Below are 20,120 nucleotides of genomic sequence, written 5' to 3' on the forward strand. Positions count from 1 at the left end.
CGCTCATCGCACCGGTTGTATGTTGATGCTGGGCCGAGGCAGAGGCCAGAAAACCCGTGTTAACAACGCAGCACAGAGGCTCTGCGCGTACCGAGACTACCATCGTCAGCATCAGCTATGACTTGCGGATTCTGCTAATACTTTAAGCACTGAGAACTACCGCTTCGCACATCGGACAGATTGAGACGGCACTCTGGATATAGCTCGAACACCCTCTTTTGATACTGCAAACGCACCGAAACTTGGTTCAAGCGACATACGCATTCGCTATAAAGCAAAGTTTATCTACGATCTTCTGTAAGTAACGCTAGCGACTCTTTATCAGGAGAATAGTCATGCCTTATAACTATATTCTTAGAGACGCGTTCGGCGGTCGTATCGATAGCAATACAGATGTCATCTATGGAAAAGAATCAAATCAAACCAATGGCGGGAAGGATGTCATCAAGGGTCTTGGTGGCAATGACACAATCTATGCAAACAGCGGAAACGACATCATAGATGCTGGCACCGGAGACGATCTGATAAACAGCGGATTTGGCGACGACATATTCTACTTCGGCCAAAACTCGGGATACGACACCATCAAGGACTTCGGCCACTCAACCGGCAACCGAGACAAGATCGTGGTCGATGGCATCTACAACGGCTACTTTAAAAGCCTCTTCACAGGCGAAGTTGTTCTCAAGTTCGACCACAATCGAGACGGCAGCACCGACGCATGGGTGTTGCTGTCAGGCGTCGGCGAAAGTGAGTGGTTAAGCGCAGGGAATGTGATTGTGACCAATCCATCAGCATCTGAGTTCGTATTGGCCAAAGCGGAATTGGCAAAATGGGATCAAGCCAATGCAAGCTTTTTCGGAGTTTGAGACTTAGGAACGAAGCAAGACTACATCTCCCAGGGGCGGTCGATCCGCCCCTTCTCAACCTCACGTGCCCCGATGCAAGCTGGACACCCTGTCCAACCGGCAGCACAATTGATCGGGAACTGCACCGAGGGTCCGATGGGTCCGCAGGAGAACAAGGTCGAGCGGCGGCTGGTAGCGATCTTCGCGGCTGACGTGGCAGGCTACTCCCGTCTCATGAGCCGGGATGAGACTGGGACGCTCCGAAGTCTGACTGACCATCGCGAAGTTATGGATCGGATGATTTCTGAGCACGGTGGGCGGATCGCGAATACGGCTGGTGATAGTGTCCTTGCCGAGTTCCCCAGTGCCGTCGATGCCGTCCAATGCGCCGTGGCAGTGCAGGAGGTATTCGCGCAAAACAACCAAGACCGGCCCGACAAGGAGCGCGTCCAATTCAGGATCGGGATACATGTCGGCGACGTGATGGTGAGCGGAGGCGACCTCTTCGGGGACGGCGTGAACATCGCTGCCCGGCTCGAAAGTCTCGCTGAACCAGGAGGGCTTTGCATTTCGGACGCTACTTACGGGTATGTGCGCAAGGCTCTGCCATTTCCGTTTACCGATCTCGGCTCGCAGCGGGTGAAGAATATTGAGGAACCGATCCGAGCTTTCACCCTGAAGGCAACCCGTCCCATGTCAGCGGGAACGGAAAGTACCAAACCCCTCCCCCTTCCTGACAAACCCTCCATTGCCGTCCTGCCCTTCACCAACATGAGTGTCGATCCGGAGCAGGAGTTCTTCGCGGATGGAATTACCGAGGACATCATTACGGGCCTATCCCGGCTGAAGTGGCTCTTCGTCATCGCCCGCAACTCCACCTTCACATACAAGGGCAAGGCTGTCGATGTCCGACAGGTGGCTCGTGAGCTTGGCGTCCGTTACGTCCTCGAAGGAAGTGTCAGGGCGTCTGGCAAACGTATCCGCATCACCGGGCAGCTAATCGACGCCGAAACGGGCAAGCACATCTGGGCCGAACGATACGACCGCCAGCTTGAGGATATCTTCACTGTTCAGGATGAGATTACGGAAAACGTGGTCGCCACCATCGAGCCACACCTCTATGCCGAAGAAGGCTTGAGATCCTCTCAACAGTCTCCTGAGAGTATTGCCACCTGGGGCCTCGTTGTCCGAGCCATCACACTGATCAATCGGGTTGAGCGGCAGGCTAACCAAGAGGCACAAGCTCTTCTTGAACTCGCCATCAGTAAAGAACCCTCTTATGCCCGAGCCTATGCATTTCTCGCTTGGGCCAAGTGGTGGCAGGTCTTCAGTCAGTGGTTTTCTGAAAAGAATTCTGGCCTTGACGGTCTCTACAGAGAAACCGAGGATCTGGCCGAACGTGCCTTAGCCCTTGATTCCGATGAGCCTTGGGCACGCATGACGTTTGGGCTTACGCTAAGTGGCGCTGGTCACCATGATAGGGCTTTGGAGCAGTTCCGCACCGCGCTTGATGCTCACCCGAACTGGGCTTTGGGTCACACGATGCACGGGGTGGCGCTCCTTCGAGCCGGATATTTCGAAGATGCAATTTCGGAAACAGGTCACGCGCTCCGCATGAGCCCGGTGGACCCCTTCGCAGGTCTCTACACTGTATTCCATGGGCTGGCGCTGCTTGCTGCCCGGAGATTCCCTGAGGCTCTTGTTTATCTCCGTAAATCCATTAAGGGGCTCCCTGATCTTGTGAGCCATTATAACCCTCTGATCAGTTGTTGTGGCCACCTGGGTCTAATGGATGAGGCGCAAATGTACTTGCAGAAGCGGAACAGCATCACTGGCCGTCCGTATCGCGTGAGTGTTGTGCGTCAAGGCATGAGCCGGTTTGCCCATGGTGAAGTGTTCGTGGAAGGCTTAGTCAAGGCCGGGGTTCCCGAGTGAGTTGCTCCGAATAGGCGATTGAGGTTTGCAGCCCGACCGTGCTGGGCTTGCTGATGACTCGCAACGCAGTTTAGGAAATCCACAGAGCGTCCTGCGTTATGCGGCCATCCACCAAGGAGACTTGGCCATGTCGGACCTTTTCACCCTGCACCATGTCTCGCTCTATGTGCGGGATGTCGATGCAAGTGCCACTTTCTACGCCACTGTCCTTGGGCTTGAGGAAATCCCCAACAGGGTCGGCAAGAGCCATATCCGCTGGTTTACCGTCGACGGCTTTCGGACCTTCCACCTGATCGGCGGCGACTCAGAACCAGAGCGACCGCGCCAATTCTCTACGCACGTGGCACTCGCCACCAGAGACTTCGCTGCGGCGCTGGCTCGCTTGGAGCAGCACGGGGTGACGTATGTCAGCCTTGCCCGTCAGCCGAGGGATATCACCATCCGGCCAGACGGCGTTCGTCAGGTCTACTTCCAGGACCCTGACGGACACTGGATCGAAATCAACGATGCCAACGCCGAACCCTGAGCAGCGAACAAATCGCTGCGACCGGCGCTCCGAAACTCGTCAACAGTCTGGCCACTGGCATTGATGGGCTCTCCTCAATCACCAGCGGTCCTGCCCTCGATCAAGCGATTCAAGAAATCATCAGGTCCAGGGGTCATGCTTGAGATCTCCTTCAAACCGTTTTCAACAATCTCGTAGTCGATAAGATCGCGACTGAATTCGATGATGATCTTCTGTTCGATAAAAGAGCGACCCAAACTGGCCATGGCGGCAGCCCTAATCGGGCTTGAGATAGAACCAGAATTTGCGCAACAATCTGTCCCGTTTCTCCTGGATGACAGAGCTTGAGCGGCGTATAATTCGGTCATAGCCAAGGTGGAGCGAAGCCATGACGATGACCGCTCACAGGCACAACTACCCTGCCCATGAGAGCGCCTCATCCGCTCGGCGTGCCCGTAACCGGCGTCGGCGACAGCACCTGAGGCATCCCAGCCCATGACACGGGAGCAGCGGGTTGCCCTGGTTGAGGAGGCTCGCGCCGCCCGCGGTACTGCGTAGCAGGCCGCAGAGGCTGCGGATGCTCTGATGTTGACCGCGCCACCTGACCAGCAGTGGGCCTATGGGAATGGCTGGGGGTAGGTCGCGGCGAGCTATAGCGCTGTAGCCTGTCTGATCCGATTGGGGGCTTCACGCCACGCCGCGTTGCGCCGCTTAGCCAACGACCGGTCCTGGTCAAGTTCAAAGGCAATCGGGTCGAGAAAGGCGGCGAGATCAGCAATCCGTTCATTCAAACCGTTTGGCTCCTGCATCCTTCAATACCCAACTCTGTTTGATGAAAGCCATGGCAAAGTGGAGGTTAGCCAAAGCGGGCGGCTCAGGTTTTCGCTGATGGTGGATGCCTCCGGGATGGCGGCACGTTGGCTGTACCAGAGCTACGGCTTTCCGACCTTACCCAGTGCCCCTCATGCCACTCCCACCGAATGCGGCCTTGTCCAGTGTCGGTGACACAGCAAATACCAGCATTGGAACCAGTTTCGATCATCGCGTACTCCCTCGCCACGACCAGACACGGCTGATCGGCAGCTTGATCCGCTTCGTTGGGGGCGCTTTCATGACGCAACCCCATAACGAGGGTGAGGTATGTAAGTTCCGCGAACTCAGGAATCGAATACTGGACCGGAATCGATTGGCTCGACTGGCCGAGAAGGTCGGGGCCGACCTTGAGCTATGCGACCTTCTCGATAGGATCGCACTCGACTGCCCGAGGAAATCCCGCCCGTGGGAGGGGCCTGCTGGTCAGTACGATCCCCAATGCAAGGCGCAGTTCACCGACCTTGAAGCTACCAGCCGCCCTCCCCCGATGCGGAAGATGACGGTGATCCAGGGGGCAAACGATAGGTGAACACGGGAGCGGCATGATCAAGGTGGGCGGGCGAGCTAATAGCCTGGGACCAATCGCTGCTCGATCAGAGGGGCATCCATCTGAAATCGCAGACCGGCCCGGCCGTACCGAACCTCGACCTTGCCATTACATTGCATGGGCAGAACCCGCTGAAGCAGAGTCGAGCCAAACCCACAATGCTGCGGCTCGCTCACTGGAGGCCCGCCGTGCTCTCGCCATTCCAGATGGAGCTTTCGGACGCCCTCGACCGCAACGACATCCCACCGGATTTCGACATAGCCATCAGGAGCAGATAGAGCCCCGTACTGAATGGCGTTCGTGGTCAGTTCGTGGAGCGCCATGCCGACCGGCACGGCCAGATCCGCCGATAGCTCAACAGGCGGACCAAACAGCATGAAGCGGGGCACTCGGCTTTCAGCAAACGGCTTGAGTTCGTTGAGAACGATCTCCCTCAGCGGCGCGGTTTGCCAGTAGTCCTCGGTCAACAGGTTGTGGGTCTTCGCCAGGGACGAGATGCGTTTGGAGAACGAGCGATAGAACTCGTCGAAGCTGCCAGTAGACCGGCCTGTGGCTCCGACGAGGGCCTGAACCGTCGCCAGGGTGTTCTTCACCCGATGGTGAAGCTCGCGGACCAGCAAAGACTGGCGCTGCTCGACCTTGTGGCTCGCCTCCAATCGCTCATCCCGCTCGGCAATGGCACGGCGCAACTCGAACTGTGACATCACCTGTCGCGCGAGCATGGTGAGGGTGGATGCCTGCTCCTCTGTGAGGTCACGCGGTACATGATCGAGCACACACAGGGCTCCCAAGGGAACCCCATCGGGGGCTCTCAGCACCGCCCCGGCATAGGAGCGCAGGCGCGGCTCCGCTGTCGCAAGAGGGTTGCTAGCAAACCGATGGTCCTCGATCAGGTCCGGAACCACGGTTAGCCCAGGCTCAAGCATGGCGCTGAGGCAAATCGAGCGGTCGAGCGGCGTCTCGCGCAGCCCAAGCCCCACTTCGGCCTTGAACCATTGCCTGCGCTCGTCGATGAGGCTGATGAGTGCAATGGGGGTCTGACAGCACTGAGCGGCAAGCTGTACCAGATCGTCGAATGCGGGCTCTGGCGGCGTGTCGAGAACCCGGTAGCTGCGCAACGTTGCGAGCCGGTCGCGCTCTGTCCAGGTGGGATGCCGTTGATCGTTCAACACGAGCCCGTCCGCTGGGATCACTCGTGAGAACGTGCTTGATTCGGGTAGGTTCAAGTGAAGTGGCTGATGTCCCCAAGCAATTTAGACGTCGCCGACCAGAAGCTGCTGGCAGGCTCGAACCAGGACGGCAAATGGGACCGGCTTTTCGATCCAAGTCACATGATGAAACTCTGACAGAAGCTGGCGGTCCTCATGATGCCCCGAATAGATCAGGAACGGCACTTCACGGCGGCTAAGCTCCAGAGCAACCTCGCGGCAGGGGCCATCCTTCAGCGCCGCGTCCAGAATGGCTGTGTCGGGCGTCTCGGTCTGGAGCCAGTCCAGGGCAGCGGCACAGGTGGTAAAGGGGCCAGCCACTTCATAGCCCGCATCCTGCAAATCATCCTGGAGAGTGAGCGCGATCAGGGCTTCGTCCTCCAAGACGAGGACAAGCGGTCTGCCGTTGGCCTGCTTGGTCATCCGATCAGCCTTCGCCCATCCAGCTTGAATCTATCCTGAACAGGCGTGCTTGACGATTCCTTGTGTTAAGTTAGCCGCCCTCCCCAAACCTCCCGCCGACGATGCGGAAGCTCACCATCCTCCAGGGAGGAAGGGCTGAGCACCAAGGTACAGTCCACTGGACCTTCCCCTCGCGCTACGATGCGGAGGCTTACAATCATCCAGAACGGAAGGCGGGACGACCGAGATCCTGAGCCGGACCACTGACCCGTAACCGTCCGCGCCCGAGTGCGCCGTTCAGGAGCATTTCATAGCGCTGGTGCGTTACCCGCTTCGGCAATCATTGGTGGAAGGAACTGCATCGTGACGACGTTTGCCACAAAGATGAGAGGATGGCTGCCGACAGGCTTGGCTGCGCTGGTCCTCGGCGGAGCCACGCTCGCGACGGTCGTTCCGGCCCAGGCGCAGTACTACGGTCCTGGCTATCGCTACGGCCCGCCTGTGGAGCGCCGAATCGTGAGACCCTACTATGGCAGGCCCTACTATAGGAGGCCGTACTATGGCCGACCCTACTACGGTCGGCGATACTACGCGCCGGGGTGCCGGGTGGTGGTCACGCGGCGCATTAATCGCTTCGGGGAACCGGTGGTCATCAGACGGCGCATCTGTGGCTAATCGGCTGCTCGGGTTACGAGCCCCGTCAACCGTGCCATCACTGAGGCCGTTCCATTATCCTGGTCAGGATGATTCTGTCGCAGCCGCTGGGACTGCCGCCTGAGACACCATGGAACCTTCCCCTGTCCTTCGGCGATGACAGCGATTCCATTGTTCTTGCGGCTGAGGGATCAGCCATGCCCTTAGCGGGCGCTCCAGTTTCGGCGAAGCTGTTTACATAGGTTCAGAAAAGTGGGAATCTGCCCGCCGCGATGGTGGTGGCCTGAATGCTGTGCGGTGAGGTTTCGAGGCGAGGTGTCCCATGACGCACAGATTTCAGGTTGGACAGACGGTCCTCCCAGCCCATCCCAGGCGAGCAAATCCTGATACCTACGTGATTGTCCAAGCACTGCCTGACACATCGCACGGACCTCAGTACCGGATCAGGGCGCTATCGAGCGCAGCCGAGTGCGTCGTTGATGAGACGCAAATTAAGAAGGTGCGAGCAGAGCCACGGCATCCCGCAAAGGTCACGCGCGAAAATAAGAGCGAGTCTATGTCTCATCTCGTCTGGTGTTAGCGGTCTTCGGTCGCGAGGTGATTGATAGCTTGCCTACTGACCGCGCGTGACACCAGCAAATCCTGCTGACGCAATGATGCCTTGACCCTGCGACCACCCAATGCCGCGTCTGATCGCACGATGTTACAGGCGAAGAGATCTGGCCCGATCACAGAGGCCGACTGCCGACGATCTGTGGCTGGTCGAATACGACTGGTTCGAGCGCCGTACCATCATTCCGCATCGCGTGCTCGGCAAAGCAGGAGATGCCAGAGGGAAGAATGGTCTCGTGCCTCGCCACATCAATGAAGATGTGCTTCGAGTTTTCCGGTTTGATATCAAACCAGTTGGGATCATCGAAAGTACCGGCGTACACACCGCAGACAGTCGCTCAACATCGACCTGGGACGGTGCGGAGACGGTCTCTACTTCGGGTATCCGCTCGGTCTCAGATTCCGTGTGGACATCCAGTTTCCCCAGATGCGGCTCGTCTGCCTCTCGCACGGAGCCTTCGGGCGCTTCTACCGATATCGGAGCGGACGCGGGCTCCCTCTCCACGTCCTGTTCTGTGGGGGCCAGTACCTCGATCCGGCCAGGGAAGTCATTCCGGCACTCATACTGGACGTAATCGTGGAAATTGGACCTGATCCGGTGCGGTTGGTCGAGAAGGATCTCATTCCGGACTTCGAGCACGAAGAAGCGCCCTGCCTGAGTGGTCACATCCACCCGCCTAACCACTCCTTCGGAAAAGCTCTTCCATGAACCGGATGGATGGAAGTGGACGCGAACCTCGTCGCCAATGGCAAGCCTCGTTGTCTTTGCCTCAGACATTCGGAGTCGGCACTCCTCTCCTCGGCAGGCGCTGCGAGGCCCACATGGCTGCCTGGGTGCGATTGGAGGCACCGACCTTGCGCAGAATGGCCTTGACGTGGACCTTGATGGTGGCTTCGGTGATGTCCAGGTCACGGGCAATGATCTTGTTGGACGAACCGTGCATCAGGCAACCCAGGATTTGGGCTTCTCGCACGGAGAGGTTGCACTCCCTTAGATTAGAAATCTTCGGCTCGGCCACCGCGTTATTCTGGAATGGCTGCTCTGGGCTCTGGATCATCCCACTCAATAGCAAGTGCATGATCGCCGAGGGTACAACAGTCTCTCCGAGCATGACCAATTCAAGGGATTTGATCAGAATCTCAGGGGCGCTTGCTCCTTCACAGAAGCCATCCACTCCCGCCTCATGTCCGATCCGCACAAAGCCGAGATCGAACTGATTCGTCAGAACAACAACCCGAACCTCTGGCGATTGTTGTTTTGCTGCCCTGACCGCCTCAAGCATGCGGCTGGTGTCGTGGTTCGCTTCGATGATGACGAGTGCAGCCTCCGGAGCAGCATCTTGGATCATTCGCGAATTTGTAGCAGCATCTGCCTCAGCAACCACGAACACCGATCCTCGCAGGATTTGCTGAAGCCCAGAGCGCAGAAGGGAGCTTTGGCAGATCAGAGCCGTTGCGACCGTTGTCTCAAGACCGCATGCCTGATCTTTGGTCTGAAGTGTCGGCTTTGGTACAAGCTTGATCGTGTGGACAGTCATTTATGCCACCTGCTTAGCTTTTGATGTAAAGAAATAAAGTGCACAGGCAACGAGAATCGCGTCTGTCAAAAACCCGACACACATGCCTACCAGATAATCGAAGGCTCTACCGCCACTATGCTACTATCATAAGCCTCACAGATAACCTAAGTTAATATCTAAATTCTGCTCAACGTCTCTGGATAGTTCCTTGGCATCCGTCGATATGCGCTGTCGGTAATACTATGGGCTCTGACGGAACCTTAGAGCACGCCCCATTGATGCCGGTACGGCTCATGCCATGATCGCGGCCACGGCAGGCAACCCACTCGTGCCGCTGGTGCGGATGACGGCAACAGAGCCCTCCCGTTCGGAATGATTGCTATGTCTTCCAGATGCCCGACCCGGAGACGTGGAACGTCAATTCAGCAGACACCTACTCTACCTGAGCCACCGATCATTTCTGCCGCGACTTAACCAAGAGAGCAGCATTTCAAATGGCGTTGAGGCTCCGCTGAATAACCCCAATGAGCCAGTAGCCTTCACCTGTGCGTGATGAACTTATGGTTATTCTCCCACATTACAGTCATAGATCCGTAGGAGCGATGTAGCCGTATCTTGGCAAAAATTCCGCCACGGGATCATCGAGCCAACCGGCTGATCGCTGCGCTGGAACCAGCAGATTTTGCCGTGCTGGAACCGCATCTTGAGATTGTTGACCTACCGAAGGGCGCAGTGCTCTACGAGGCTGGCGACAGCATTCGCTACACCTACTTCCCGCACAATGCCATCGTGTCCCTTGTCGAAGTCATGGAAGATGGGCGTGTGGCCGAAGTGGCGCTGTTCGGGCGTGAGGGGATGTTCGGTCTCTTGAGCGCCTTTATCAGCGGTGAAGCCCTCGGACGCTCTGTGGTGCTGGTCTCGGGCACCGCCTCGCGGATTCCGATCAAGCAAATGCGCGGGGTTCTCGTGTTGCGCTCTCGGCTGCGACGGATGGTGGCCGCTTTCAATGAGGCACTGCTCGCCCAAACATTTCACACCATGGCCTGCAATACCCTTCACCCGGTCGAGGCCCGGTGCTGCCGCTGGCTTCTCAGCATCCATGACCGGATGGATCAGGACACCCTGCCCCTGACCCATGAAACACTGGCCGAGAGGCTTGGGGTCCAACGCTCCACGGTCAGCACCGTTTTGCGCACCCTTCAGACCACTGGCCTGATTGAACAACGCCGAGGCGGCATCGTCGTGGCCGACCGCGCTGCCCTCGAACAGGCGACCTGTGAGTGCTACCACAAGATCCGCATCCGCGTTGAGAAGGCGCTGCCCGGCACCTATGCCCCATCCGGATTGGGATGGGCTGGCTATAACTACATCCGACCTCGGCGCTGAGGTTGCGCTGAAACAGTTCCCTACCTCACATCTCCCGTCGATCTTGCGGAAGCTTACGGTCCTTCAGGATGGCAAGGAGTAGGGGGCAGCCCAGCCTCCTGTTCTCCCAAGGTCGTTCAAGTCCTTAAATGTAGAGCGTCACCTGGATCTTCACCGATGGTGCGCAGTCTCGTAGTCGTCCCGGTGTAAGGGATAGCCTCAGACATCCTGCCGCTGTCAGATGACCTTGCCCACCTAATAGCTTCGACGTACCGCTCTGCTCATTCCAATAACCAAGAACAGATCGGCTCGTCAGTTTCGGAGTAGGTGCGCCGCTCGGTGGATTCACTCCAACGACCGGTCTCGAAAAGCACAACTCATGCGTGATTTGACCGAAAAGCAATTTGTGGCTGCGATGGAGCGGAACGGGTTCATAAAGGATGAGAGGCTGCTCAATGGCTTTCGCCATCCTGATCTGCCAGAGGCGGTGTTTATGACAGTGACCATTCAGGCCAATGGCTATCGGGGAGCTTTGAAGGCCGTTCTTGAATCCCTCAAGCAGAAGCAAGCCGAGGGGAAGCGGGGTAGGAGAGTTCAGAGACGGCTGCCGCTACGACCATCTCCTCGGGGAGAGCCGTTCTATTGTCGGGCTTTAACTGCTACTCTGCTCGCTCGTGCTGAATGGGGTGCCTTCGATGTCGCACCAGATAACGGGCATTGAGGGGTTCAACAATGTCGCCCTGCTGGTCCGTGCCTTCCAGCTATCCAGGATGCTACAAGTAGCCACTTCATTGGATCTGGCAGGCCGGGTTGCAGATGGTCCGCAGCCGGTGACGCAGCTTGCCTCCGACTGCGGAGCAAACCCAGATATGCTCCTGCGTCTGTGCCGAGCCCTGGCGGCATTCGGCATCTTCCGGGTCATGCCAGATGGACAGGTGAGCCAAACCTCCCACTCGGCTTGGCTCCGTAAGGACGCCGAGCCGACGCTCTATTATGCTGCGCGGTACTGGACGACGCGCGGCAACTGGCAAGCCTGGGCCAACTTGGAGTATGCCGTCAGAACCGGAGAGTCGCCGTTTCGAGAAACCTTTGGGGTCGCCAATTTCGAGTACCTTGCGGCGCATCCTTACGAGGCCAGCCTGTTCGATCTGTTCATGCAGCACAGCCCCGATGATCGGCATGCTGCCGTGGTTGAGGCATACGATTTCTCAAATGCCCGGCTGGTGGTGGATGTCGGCGGCGGTACTGGCGCATTACTCACCGCTATCCTGATCGCGCATCCGGACATGAAAGGGCTATTGTTCGACCAGGAGGCTGTCGTCGCGGCTGCTCCAGAGATGCTGCGGGGGTTTGGCCTGTCCGAGCGCTGCCGGATCGAGGCAGGCAGCTTCTTCGAGGCTCTCCCGAAAGGCGGCGACATTTACACTCTGTCCCAGATCCTGCACGACTGGAATGATGAGCGCTGTCTAACCATCCTCTCGAATTGCCGAGAGGCTATGGGGCAAGATGCTCGCCTTCTCGTCATCGAGCGCGTGCTGGATGAGGAGCCCGGCCAGACGAATCCCATGAGTTATCTGGCGGATATTCATATGATGGTGAACTTCGACGGTGGAAGGGAACGCACCGAAACAGAGTTCGCAGGATTATTCACTCGATCTGGGTTCAGTGCACCCCATGTCCTGCAAACAAGGTCACCATTTTACATTATCGAGGCGAGGCCCGTGTAAACAGAAGCCCTCCGGGACAGGCTGTAGGCTCAAGCCGTAGTGACGTTCCTGACCAATGAACGTTTGATAGTAGCCCTTGAAAAGAGGCGCTGGACCATCTGGATTCTATGATGCACGATTCCAAATGGCCCTGCGCGGAGAGCGCTCATGGCGGGCAAGCAAGGACGGGTTGAGCGGCGGCTCGCGGCGATCTTCGCGGCTGACGTAGCAGGCTACTCGCGCCTGATGGCGCAGGATGAGGTCCGGACGCTCCGCACCCTGACCGCTCATCGCGAGATCATGGACCGGCTTATTGCCGAGCATGGAGGACGGATCGCCAACACCGCTGGTGATAGTGTTCTCGCCGACTTTCCCAGCGCCGTCGATGCAGTCAAGTGTGCTGTTGCCGTGCAGGAGGCACTCGCGCAAGCAAACCAGGAGATCCCCGAGGACCATTGCCTCCAATTCCGGATCGGGATTCACGTTGGCGACGTGATGGTGCGGGATGGCGACCTGTTGGGCGACGGGGTAAACATCGCCGCGCGACTGGAGAGCCTCGCAGAGCCTGGAAGCGTGTATATCTCCGCAGAAACTCACATGTATGCTCATCGGACTCTTACCCTCGGCTTCCATGATCTTGGACCGCAAAAGATCAAAAATATGGAGAAGCCGGTACACGTGTTCCGCGTCGCGGCCCCAGTACTGCCAGCCACTGGCTCGACGAGGCCAACCGAGCCAGCACAACCGCCTCCCCTGCCTGACAAGCCGTCGATTGCCGTGCTGCCGTTCACGAACATGAGTGGCGATCCCGAGGACTACTTTTCCGATGGAGTCGTGGAGGAGATCATCTCGGCTCTGTCGCGCTTTCGCTCCCTCTTCGTCATCGCTCACAACTCGACCTTCACCTACAAGGGCAAGGCCGTGGACGTGCGCCAAGTGAGCCGCGAGCTTGGTGTGAGATATGTTCTGGAGGGCAGTGTCCGCAAAGCAGGGAACCGGCTCCGCATCATCGCCCAGTTGATTGATGCCTCGACGGGCAATCACATTTGGTCCGAACGGTATGACGGAGACCTCGACGACATCTTTGACCTTCAGGACCGGGTGACGGAGGCGATTGTCGGGGCCATTGAGCCGACGATCACGCTCAGCGAGATCGAAAGGGCCAAGCGCAAGCGCCCCGACAGCCTCGATGCCTATGATTGCGTGATGCGGGCACTGCCCACTATTTGGTCACACGATGCAGAAGCCATAGCGGAGGGGCTTCGGCTGGCTGAGCATGCAATCGCCCTCGATCCCACCTATGCCCTGCCGAAGGCACTCGCGGCATGGTGCTATGCCCAGGGTGTCACCTACATGCGGACCCCCTGCCCTGCCGAAGACCGGGCGAAAGCAATCAAGCTGGCGCAAGAGGCGGCTTCTCTCGACAGCAATGATCCTCTGGTGCTGACAGTGCTGAGTGGTGCGTATGTCCTCGGAGGGAAGTTCGACCTCGGGCTCGCTACCATCGAGAAGGCGCTCGCCTTGGACCCAAACTCGGCCTGGGCGTGGCTTCGCAGCGGCTGGGCGAATTTCTATACCAGCCATCCCGACAAGGCCATTGAGCATTTCCAGCGATCCATGCGCCTCAGTCCGCTCGACCCGATGCACTTCAACGCCCTGGTCGGAATCGGAGCCGCGCATTTTGGCAAATGCCAGTATGACGAGGCGGCAGGCTGGATCGAACAGGCTCTTCGCGAGAAGCCGAGCGCCACCTGGGTTTACCGGCTTCTGACGACCACGTACGCCAATGCTGGGCGCTTGGAGGAGGCCAAGCAGTCTGCGGCCAAGCTTCTTGAGGCATTTCCCGGCCTGACGGTTTCGAAAGCTATGGATGCAGCCCCCGGTCAGCCGGATACAATTGTCCGTTATGCTCACGGCTTGCGAGAGGCGGGCCTACCTGAGTAATGGCGAGGTCGTGGGCTGTAACCGATCAGCGATGTGAGCATCACAGGGGCTTTCCCTCACCCGGAAACCAGCATCGCCGCGTCTCTTGCAGGTCGCTACAGGCAGCCTCGAAAATAGGTGCGGCGAGTACCGCCTCCATATGAAGCGTTGTCTCACCTATGTTGCGGAATCCGTGCGGGTGGCCTGCCGGAACGATCACCGATTGCCCGACTGTCACCGGCGCATGTTCGTCGCCGACCCAGACCTCGGCGCGGCCCTCAAGTACAGTCAGGATCTCTTCCACGGCATGCAGATGGGTGGGTGCGCCGCAGCCAGGATCACACCATTGCTCAAAGACGCATAGCTGGGCTGCCCCAGCCATGGCCGAGACTCGCATGCGCGTCGTCACACCGGGTCGCCATTGCTCCCGCTCCTGTCCTGCATGATCGACGATGTGCATTATAGCCTCGCGTGCTGACGGTGTGACTGGAGTGATTGCCCCCACTCCCACCGTCGAAGGCGTATCGGGCGGGGCTATTACACAGCCGTCCAATAGAGCGCTAAGCACGCTGGATCGGTGCTTAAGCGACTGCTCCTGATCTGGATCTGTAACAGTCAGAGCACCTTGGTCGAGCTTAGTTGCCTGCGAGTTTAAGATCAGCGAGCGAGCCCGCATAGAAGCTTACGTTGTGGAAGGCGTTTCGGGCAATCTCCTCGGCTGCCGCCTTGGCCTGGGCTGCATCCTTCCCGAACACGATGATGCGCGTGTTGTGGTCCTCCATGGGCAAGCGCCCGTCGTCCTTTGCCTTGACGACCTCTTCTTTGGGCAGGTGCCGAGCACTGGCAATCGTTCCGGCTCTGAACTCGTCGGCTGATCGCACATCAAAGAACACGGCGGTCTTGTCGCCTTCCCGCACATACCGGATACCGTCAGGTTCAATCTGCATCGCGCCCACCAGCGCCCGCCAGACGGGTGCCCCAAGCTGATACCGGCGCACATTCGTGTAACCTGCCCCACTCAGTTCCTCGGCCAGCCGCTTGCTTTTCCCGCAGAACGGGCCGTTGCAGTACAGGACGATGGACGCATCCTTCTTCTCGCCTAGGACGCGCCCGATCTCGGCAATATCGGAAACGTAGAGCGACATGGGTACCCCAGCCTTCTGAGCGACGTTGTGGGCACCGGGGATATGGCTGATCGCGAACTCCAGATGCGGACGCGCGTCAAAGACCGCTGCACTTCCGTCTGCCAAGATCTGGCGCAACTCGTCGGTCGAAACCTCGGTTGTTTTCTCTTTGGGTTGGACCAGCGTCGCCTTCATAATGTCTGGGGCGTTCTGTCCCTGAACGCTCCCGGCGAGGAGAGCCATCGCAATAAGGGCAAGAGATCCGACCAGCACGGGCCGGAATGGAATGGCGATGTGAGTCATAGGCAGCCTCCAACGGGTTCGAGCGAACGCCTGCTACAGAGCGGAGCCTGATGATGGTGCCAAGCTCGACCTGACGCTAAGCGTGACGATGGCCCTAAAAGGCGGGTCGAGATGCTGCCGCCCCGTTGGTGTCGGCTATTCAGCCTTGGGACGCGTGGCAGGCAATACACAGGTTTTGCCAGATACTATACGCTTCAACGGCACCGGGAGTAAGCTCCAGTCGCCAAGTTACAAACACCGACTAAGCTGTTCCTTTCTGATGTCAGGTGGCACTAATGCTGGCTGACTTTTCCTTGATCGTTCGCGCCTTTCTGATGTTTAAAGCCAAGCTTGGCTTCCGGATCTCGCCGATCTCAGATCCAGGCTGGACACCTTACCCAGGCACAAGCAGAATCGGATCTGGAACTGCACCGGGGGTCCGATGGGTCCGCAGGAGCATAAAGTAGAGCGGCGACCGACGCCGTAAGATTCCTACACCCTATATCCCAGTCCGGGAGCCGAGCTATGCTGGTGGAGACCCATTACGCCAAGAGTGGCGATCTCCGGATCGCCTATCAGGTGGTCGGCAAGGGGCCACTCGATCTGGTCTTTGTCCCTGGCTTCATCTCCAACCTCGACCATTACTGGGATGAGCCAACCGTGGCGCACTTCCTCGCCCGCCTCGGTTCGTTCAGCCGCCTCATCTTGTTCGACAAGCGCGGGACCGGCCTCTCGGATCGCCTTGGCACCTTGCCGACATTGGAAGAACGGATGGACGATGTTCGGGCCGTGATGGACGCGGTGGCGAGTGAGCGTGCCGCCCTCTTCGGCATGTCCGAAGGCGGCGCGATGAGCATGCTCTTCGCCGCCACTTATCCTGAACGAACCCAGGCCCTGATCTTGTACGGGACCTACGCCCATTTCCATACTTGGGTGCTGCCACCAGAACGGTTTGAACCATTCGTGGAGATGGTCGAGCCGTCATGGGGCAAGGGCATCAGTCTGAGCGCCTTCGCGCCAAGTAAAGCCACAGATGAGCGGTTCAAACAGTGGTGGGGGCGCTTTGAGCGGCTGAGTGCCAGTCCCACAGCCGCCATCACGCTGATGCGGATGAACAGCCAGATTGACGTTCGACATATCCTCCCCGCGATCCGTGTTCCGACCCTGATTCTGCATCGCGCAGGAGATACACGGGTCAACGTAGAGGGCGGGCGTTATCTCGCCGCCAACATACCGGGAGCCAAATACGTGGAGTTCCCGGGATCGGATCACTTCCTGTGGGCCGGTAACGCGGACGCAGTGGCTGATGAGATCGAGGAATTCCTCACTGGCACGCACAGCGAGATTGAGCCCGACCGCGTGCTCGCCACTGTGCTGTTTACAGACCTCGTGGGCTCTACCACGCGGGCGGAAGAGATGGGTGACCGACGCTGGCGTTTTCTTCTCGACGAGCATGATCAGATCGTTCGGCGCGAGATCGACCGCTTCAGAGGACGTGAGATCAAGACCCTTGGAGATGGCTTTCTGGCGACCTTCGATGGTCCGGCCCGAGCCGTCCGGTGCGCCAGCGCGATTATAGAAGCCCTACGCGTATTGGGTCTGGAGGTCCGCTGCGGGGTCCATACAGGCGAGATCGAGATGAAGGGTGAGGACATCGGCGGCATCGCCGTTCACATGGCAGCCCGCATCGCTGCGCTGGCAGAGGGCGGTCAGGTGCTGGTGTCGCGAACGGTGCGCGATCTGGTGGCCGGGTCCAGACTGCGGCTGGAGGAGCGGGGCACTTATTCCCTCAAGGGCTTGAGTGAGAGTATGCCCTTGTTCGCTGCTGTGACCGAGCGGAGGACCTGACCCAGTTGCCTCGAACTCTCCCTCAACCGTCCACACCTGCTTAAAACACTCGGCTAAGCTTGGCTGCCGGATTTCGCCGATCCCAGATGCAAGCTGGACACCCAGTCCAACCGGCAGCACAATTGATCGGGAACGGCACCGGGGGTCCGATGGGTCCACAGGAGCACAAGCTCGAACGACGGCTGGCAGCTATCTTCGCAGCGGACGTAGCAGGCTATTCGCGCCTGATGGAACAGGATGAGGTCGGAACCCTTCGAGCCCTGACCGGCCATCGAGAGATCATGGATCGGCTCATTTCAGAGCATGGAGGCAAGATCGCCAATACGGCTGGCGACAGTGTGCTCGCCGAACTCCCCAGCGCCGTCGATGCTGTCCAATGCGCCGTGGCCGTGCAGGAGGCCCTTACCCAGGCAGACCCCGACATTCCGGATCGGAATCCATGTTGGTGATGTGATGGTAAGGGGTGGCGATCTCTTAGGGGACGGCGTGAACATTGCGGCCCGGCTCGAAAGTCTCGCCGAACCAGGAGGGATATGCCTGTCAGCGGCGGCGCACGAGTATGTGCGGAAGGCAATATCCTTATCATTCGAGGATCTTGGGCCACAACAGGTCAATCGGCCCAAAGTTGTGTCTATCCGATCCTTGTCCGCCGTCCTTCGAGGGTCCAACCTCTTGGCCGGTAAATAGGTCGATCACCCTCATGCAGCATCCGAATGAACACACCATCGGCTGGGTTTTGGCACAGGCAGCCCGGCTGCACCGTTTCTATCTCAATGAGAAGATGGTCGAGATGGGCCTGTTTGCCGGGCAGGAGCAGGTACTTCAGGTACTCGCCAATCAAGGCGCAATAACGATAGGAGATCTTGCGACTATTCTACGGGTTCGTCCCCCCACCGCCTCCAAAGCCGTGACTAGATTGGCAGTGCTGGGGTTTGTCGAGCGGCAGTCCAACGATGGGGATAGACGCGCAGTCCGAGTCAGGCTGACCCGGAAAGGCGAAACCGCTGCTGCTCGTATCCAGGCATTATGGGACGATGTTGAGACCGATATGGTTGTCGAATTCGACCCCAAAGAGCGCAAGCGTCTGCGGAAGCTTCTCCTGCGAGCAGCCGCCAACCTTGCCACAGCGCTCGGCGGCGACGAGCAGGATTTTGATATTCCTCTTGATGCGCTGGACGATCATCGAGTTTAGCCACGGCACCCCTTCATGCCCAGCCCTGCCGTTGCAGTGTCCAGCAATTGGACATCATTCATCCCTATTGAGATCGAACGCAAATTCCTCATTCTGACTGACGAGCAGCAAAGCACAGCTACAGAGAGCCATAGGTTGTGGGATAGGATGCTGGCCCGCTCAGACGGAGGGAGGTTCGGATACGTATTGCCGGTATAGGCATGGCTCACAATCAAAGGACCGCGTAGAGGGCTTCTGCCACGATGAGCGGAATGGCCTTTCAGAGATCCCAGAATTTACCGCCCGGCATCACTGGCGCATCCTGACTCAGTGCGGTTTGGCCAGTGACAAGGAGGACTGCATCGAAATAAGAACGGAACTGGCGAGTCTTGAGAAGATCCTTGATGACCGGCGCAGGATCACTGCGATACCCACCTTGGCTGACCATCCAGCCACGTTGGTAACCTGAGGCGTGTTGAACTTGCTGATTGTGGCGTACACGGGGGCTTTCTGTCCAAAGTGTCCCCGCACCTATTAACGGCATACCACGAACTACTATCTTTGGGTGTGTGATGCTGACCTTTCTTCCACATCCCATTTGTGAGCACCCAACCCGCTCAATTCTGCCGTCTGGTTGCTTATACTTGGAATCATGAGGCAGGGCCTTTCCACGCGGTCTTAGTGCAGCGTGCTGGTCCTGAGTAGACCGGACATCCCCGGAAAGGAGGTTCAGCATGGAACCACCTCCGAACCATGCCGTGATGACCACTGGGGCATGCGGACCCGCCTCAGCCTGACGGACAGTGAAGGACGGCAGACCGGGAGCGGCCTCAGGTGCCGCAGCAGTAAGGCAGGGTTCCACTTGTGTCCCTCCCGGCCTTGTTGGGTCAGTTCGGATGATCAGCAGGTCATCCCAGGTTCAATCCTGTAATGGTAGGCTACTCGCCATCATCAGAATAGAAGGCATCGCTGTCTTTTGGGTCGCCTTTCCCCGCACCATTATGGGGTCCAGAGCCATTCGTTCCGACCCGAACCACGATGTCGCGACCGAACCACCCTTCTTGGGCTGGCTCGGAGGCTTGTCTTTCGCCTGCACTCTCACGCGTCAGGGCCAGTGCTGCGGCACTGCCTGCTGCTACGAAGACTGACACCAACAGACCATAATCCACCTTGTAAGCCAGCAGTGACTTCACCAATCGCGACTTGCGCAGAGCTTTGGGTATTTTGATGGTGATGCTCTTCGGTACTTTTCCTTTGGCCATGGCGCTTCTCCTGTTTGGATCGCCTCAATCATGACCGGTCGTTAGACCAAACTGTTCATCTGGAACTGCTACGTGTGGTGGCTCGCAGCAGTTAAGCTCGCGAGAAGGACAAGAACAAGTTCGGGTTGAAGGTTGGACCGGAACCCCTGCCAAACAGTTAACACCGCGCGTCTCCTCTTCAGGCTATCATTGCTCACTGCCTGAAGCGACGACATGATCAAACCACCGCTGGCGCTTGACACTCGATCAAAGCAGGCAGAGCCTTTGGCGGCTGCCCTGGTGACATCACAAAACATCTGACGTTTGGGGCCGATCCTTGGAAGGGTGCTACGCCA

19 protein-coding genes are annotated in these 20,120 nt (G+C 58.3%); 12 read left to right on the top strand and 7 right to left on the bottom strand.

What is annotated here, in order from left to right:
- The first annotated feature begins 335 nt into the window (after window positions 1-335).
- From BB934_RS07535 to BB934_RS07545, 3 genes are all read left to right on the top strand, one after another.
- On the top strand, window positions 336-869 hold the full coding sequence (locus BB934_RS07535) for a calcium-binding protein (RefSeq protein WP_099509082.1): 534 nt from the start codon (window positions 336-338) through the stop codon (window positions 867-869).
- Window positions 870-1,004: 135 nt separating this feature from the next.
- Window positions 1,005-2,783 carry an adenylate/guanylate cyclase domain-containing protein gene (locus BB934_RS07540; RefSeq protein ID WP_099509083.1) on the top strand — a complete coding sequence of 593 codons (1,779 nt, stop codon included), beginning with the start codon at window positions 1,005-1,007 and terminating at the stop codon, window positions 2,781-2,783.
- 127 nt (window positions 2,784-2,910) lie between these two features.
- Window positions 2,911-3,309 carry a VOC family protein gene (locus tag BB934_RS07545; protein WP_099509084.1) on the top strand — a complete coding sequence of 133 codons (399 nt, stop codon included), beginning with the start codon at window positions 2,911-2,913 and terminating at the stop codon, window positions 3,307-3,309.
- 74 nt (window positions 3,310-3,383) lie between these two features.
- Here BB934_RS07545 and BB934_RS46945 read toward each other — a convergent pair whose 3' ends face one another.
- The 3 genes from BB934_RS46945 to BB934_RS07560 form a co-directional block, all read right to left on the bottom strand.
- On the bottom strand, window positions 3,384-3,554 hold the full coding sequence (locus BB934_RS46945) for a hypothetical protein (protein ID WP_157934075.1): 171 nt from the start codon (window positions 3,552-3,554) through the stop codon (window positions 3,384-3,386).
- A 1,171-nt stretch (window positions 3,555-4,725) separates the two neighbouring features.
- Complete coding sequence (locus BB934_RS07555; protein ID WP_099512686.1) at window positions 4,726-5,880, bottom strand: sensor histidine kinase; 1,155 nt, start codon at window positions 5,878-5,880, stop codon at window positions 4,726-4,728.
- Window positions 5,881-5,961: 81 nt separating this feature from the next.
- Window positions 5,962-6,339, bottom strand: coding sequence for a response regulator (locus tag BB934_RS07560; RefSeq protein ID WP_099509086.1), 378 nt, complete (start codon window positions 6,337-6,339; stop codon window positions 5,962-5,964).
- Window positions 6,340-6,702: 363 nt separating this feature from the next.
- Here BB934_RS07560 and BB934_RS07565 point away from each other — a divergent pair, with 363 nt between their 5' ends.
- Complete coding sequence (locus tag BB934_RS07565; protein ID WP_237050214.1) at window positions 6,703-6,993, top strand: hypothetical protein; 291 nt, start codon at window positions 6,703-6,705, stop codon at window positions 6,991-6,993.
- Between the two features lie 1,361 nt (window positions 6,994-8,354).
- Here BB934_RS07565 and BB934_RS07580 read toward each other — a convergent pair.
- A complete protein-coding gene (locus tag BB934_RS07580) occupies window positions 8,355-9,122 on the bottom strand; it encodes a LuxR C-terminal-related transcriptional regulator (RefSeq protein ID WP_099509089.1) in 768 nt (255 codons plus the stop codon).
- Between the two features lie 669 nt (window positions 9,123-9,791).
- Between BB934_RS07580 and BB934_RS07590 the strand changes: the two genes are divergently transcribed.
- From BB934_RS07590 to BB934_RS07600, 4 genes are all read left to right on the top strand, one after another.
- Window positions 9,792-10,490 (top strand): Crp/Fnr family transcriptional regulator, encoded by a 699-nt coding sequence (locus BB934_RS07590; protein WP_237050215.1) that lies wholly within the window; start codon window positions 9,792-9,794, stop codon window positions 10,488-10,490.
- Between the two features lie 358 nt (window positions 10,491-10,848).
- Window positions 10,849-11,190 carry a hypothetical protein gene (locus tag BB934_RS46950; RefSeq protein ID WP_157934076.1) on the top strand — a complete coding sequence of 114 codons (342 nt, stop codon included), beginning with the start codon at window positions 10,849-10,851 and terminating at the stop codon, window positions 11,188-11,190.
- Window positions 11,165-12,196: a methyltransferase gene (locus BB934_RS07595; RefSeq protein WP_099509090.1), complete on the top strand. Its 1,032-nt coding sequence runs from the start codon at window positions 11,165-11,167 to the stop codon at window positions 12,194-12,196. Before BB934_RS46950 ends, BB934_RS07595 begins: the two co-directional genes overlap by 26 nt.
- A 147-nt stretch (window positions 12,197-12,343) precedes the next feature.
- The gene (locus BB934_RS07600; RefSeq protein WP_099509091.1) at window positions 12,344-14,119 is read left to right on the top strand and encodes an adenylate/guanylate cyclase domain-containing protein; all 1,776 of its coding nucleotides are present in this window, start codon (window positions 12,344-12,346) and stop codon (window positions 14,117-14,119) included.
- A 40-nt stretch (window positions 14,120-14,159) separates the two neighbouring features.
- Here BB934_RS07600 and BB934_RS07605 read toward each other — a convergent pair whose 3' ends face one another.
- Together BB934_RS07605 and BB934_RS07610 are read right to left on the bottom strand one after the other, a co-directional pair.
- Window positions 14,160-14,558 (bottom strand): cupin domain-containing protein, encoded by a 399-nt coding sequence (locus tag BB934_RS07605; protein WP_099509092.1) that lies wholly within the window; start codon window positions 14,556-14,558, stop codon window positions 14,160-14,162.
- Window positions 14,559-14,733: 175 nt separating this feature from the next.
- Complete coding sequence (locus tag BB934_RS07610) at window positions 14,734-15,525, bottom strand: rhodanese-like domain-containing protein (protein WP_210422138.1); 792 nt, start codon at window positions 15,523-15,525, stop codon at window positions 14,734-14,736.
- 504 nt (window positions 15,526-16,029) lie between these two features.
- Between BB934_RS07610 and BB934_RS07615 the strand changes: the two genes are divergently transcribed.
- From BB934_RS07615 to BB934_RS07625, 4 genes are all read left to right on the top strand, one after another.
- Entirely contained in the window at window positions 16,030-17,352 is a 1,323-nt protein-coding gene (locus BB934_RS07615; protein ID WP_099509093.1) for an adenylate/guanylate cyclase domain-containing protein, read from the top strand.
- Between the two features lie 149 nt (window positions 17,353-17,501).
- The gene (locus BB934_RS50540) at window positions 17,502-17,801 is read left to right on the top strand and encodes a hypothetical protein (protein ID WP_335645609.1); all 300 of its coding nucleotides are present in this window, start codon (window positions 17,502-17,504) and stop codon (window positions 17,799-17,801) included.
- Between the two features lie 4 nt (window positions 17,802-17,805).
- Window positions 17,806-18,039 carry a nucleotidyl cyclase domain-containing protein gene (locus tag BB934_RS50545; protein ID WP_335645610.1) on the top strand — a complete coding sequence of 78 codons (234 nt, stop codon included), beginning with the start codon at window positions 17,806-17,808 and terminating at the stop codon, window positions 18,037-18,039.
- A 13-nt stretch (window positions 18,040-18,052) separates the two neighbouring features.
- Entirely contained in the window at window positions 18,053-18,544 is a 492-nt protein-coding gene (locus tag BB934_RS07625) for a MarR family winged helix-turn-helix transcriptional regulator (protein ID WP_099509094.1), read from the top strand.
- 917 nt (window positions 18,545-19,461) lie between these two features.
- Here BB934_RS07625 and BB934_RS07630 read toward each other — a convergent pair.
- Window positions 19,462-19,785 (bottom strand): hypothetical protein, encoded by a 324-nt coding sequence (locus BB934_RS07630; RefSeq protein WP_099509095.1) that lies wholly within the window; start codon window positions 19,783-19,785, stop codon window positions 19,462-19,464.
- Between the last annotated feature and the right edge of the window lie 335 nt (window positions 19,786-20,120).

It is taken from the genome of Microvirga ossetica (assembly GCF_002741015.1).
Classification (GTDB): domain Bacteria; phylum Pseudomonadota; class Alphaproteobacteria; order Rhizobiales; family Beijerinckiaceae; genus Microvirga; species Microvirga ossetica.

Coding starts and splice junctions, on each gene's coding strand:
- BB934_RS07535 (WP_099509082.1), top strand. CDS start 336: ATGCCTTATAACTATATTCTTAGAGACGCGTTCGGCGGTCGTATCGAT.
- BB934_RS07540 (WP_099509083.1), top strand. CDS start 1,005: ATGGGTCCGCAGGAGAACAAGGTCGAGCGGCGGCTGGTAGCGATCTTC.
- BB934_RS07545 (WP_099509084.1), top strand. CDS start 2,911: ATGTCGGACCTTTTCACCCTGCACCATGTCTCGCTCTATGTGCGGGAT.
- BB934_RS46945 (WP_157934075.1), bottom strand. CDS start 3,554: ATGGCCAGTTTGGGTCGCTCTTTTATCGAACAGAAGATCATCATCGAA.
- BB934_RS07560 (WP_099509086.1), bottom strand. CDS start 6,339: ATGACCAAGCAGGCCAACGGCAGACCGCTTGTCCTCGTCTTGGAGGAC.
- BB934_RS07565 (WP_237050214.1), top strand. CDS start 6,703: ATGAGAGGATGGCTGCCGACAGGCTTGGCTGCGCTGGTCCTCGGCGGA.
- BB934_RS07580 (WP_099509089.1), bottom strand. CDS start 9,122: ATGACTGTCCACACGATCAAGCTTGTACCAAAGCCGACACTTCAGACC.
- BB934_RS46950 (WP_157934076.1), top strand. CDS start 10,849: ATGCGTGATTTGACCGAAAAGCAATTTGTGGCTGCGATGGAGCGGAAC.
- BB934_RS07595 (WP_099509090.1), top strand. CDS start 11,165: ATGTCGCACCAGATAACGGGCATTGAGGGGTTCAACAATGTCGCCCTG.
- BB934_RS07600 (WP_099509091.1), top strand. CDS start 12,344: ATGGCGGGCAAGCAAGGACGGGTTGAGCGGCGGCTCGCGGCGATCTTC.
- BB934_RS07605 (WP_099509092.1), bottom strand. CDS start 14,558: ATGCACATCGTCGATCATGCAGGACAGGAGCGGGAGCAATGGCGACCC.
- BB934_RS07610 (WP_210422138.1), bottom strand. CDS start 15,525: ATGACTCACATCGCCATTCCATTCCGGCCCGTGCTGGTCGGATCTCTT.
- BB934_RS07615 (WP_099509093.1), top strand. CDS start 16,030: ATGCTGGTGGAGACCCATTACGCCAAGAGTGGCGATCTCCGGATCGCC.
- BB934_RS50540 (WP_335645609.1), top strand. CDS start 17,502: ATGGGTCCACAGGAGCACAAGCTCGAACGACGGCTGGCAGCTATCTTC.
- BB934_RS50545 (WP_335645610.1), top strand. CDS start 17,806: ATGGTAAGGGGTGGCGATCTCTTAGGGGACGGCGTGAACATTGCGGCC.
- BB934_RS07625 (WP_099509094.1), top strand. CDS start 18,053: ATGCAGCATCCGAATGAACACACCATCGGCTGGGTTTTGGCACAGGCA.
- BB934_RS07630 (WP_099509095.1), bottom strand. CDS start 19,785: ATGGCCAAAGGAAAAGTACCGAAGAGCATCACCATCAAAATACCCAAA.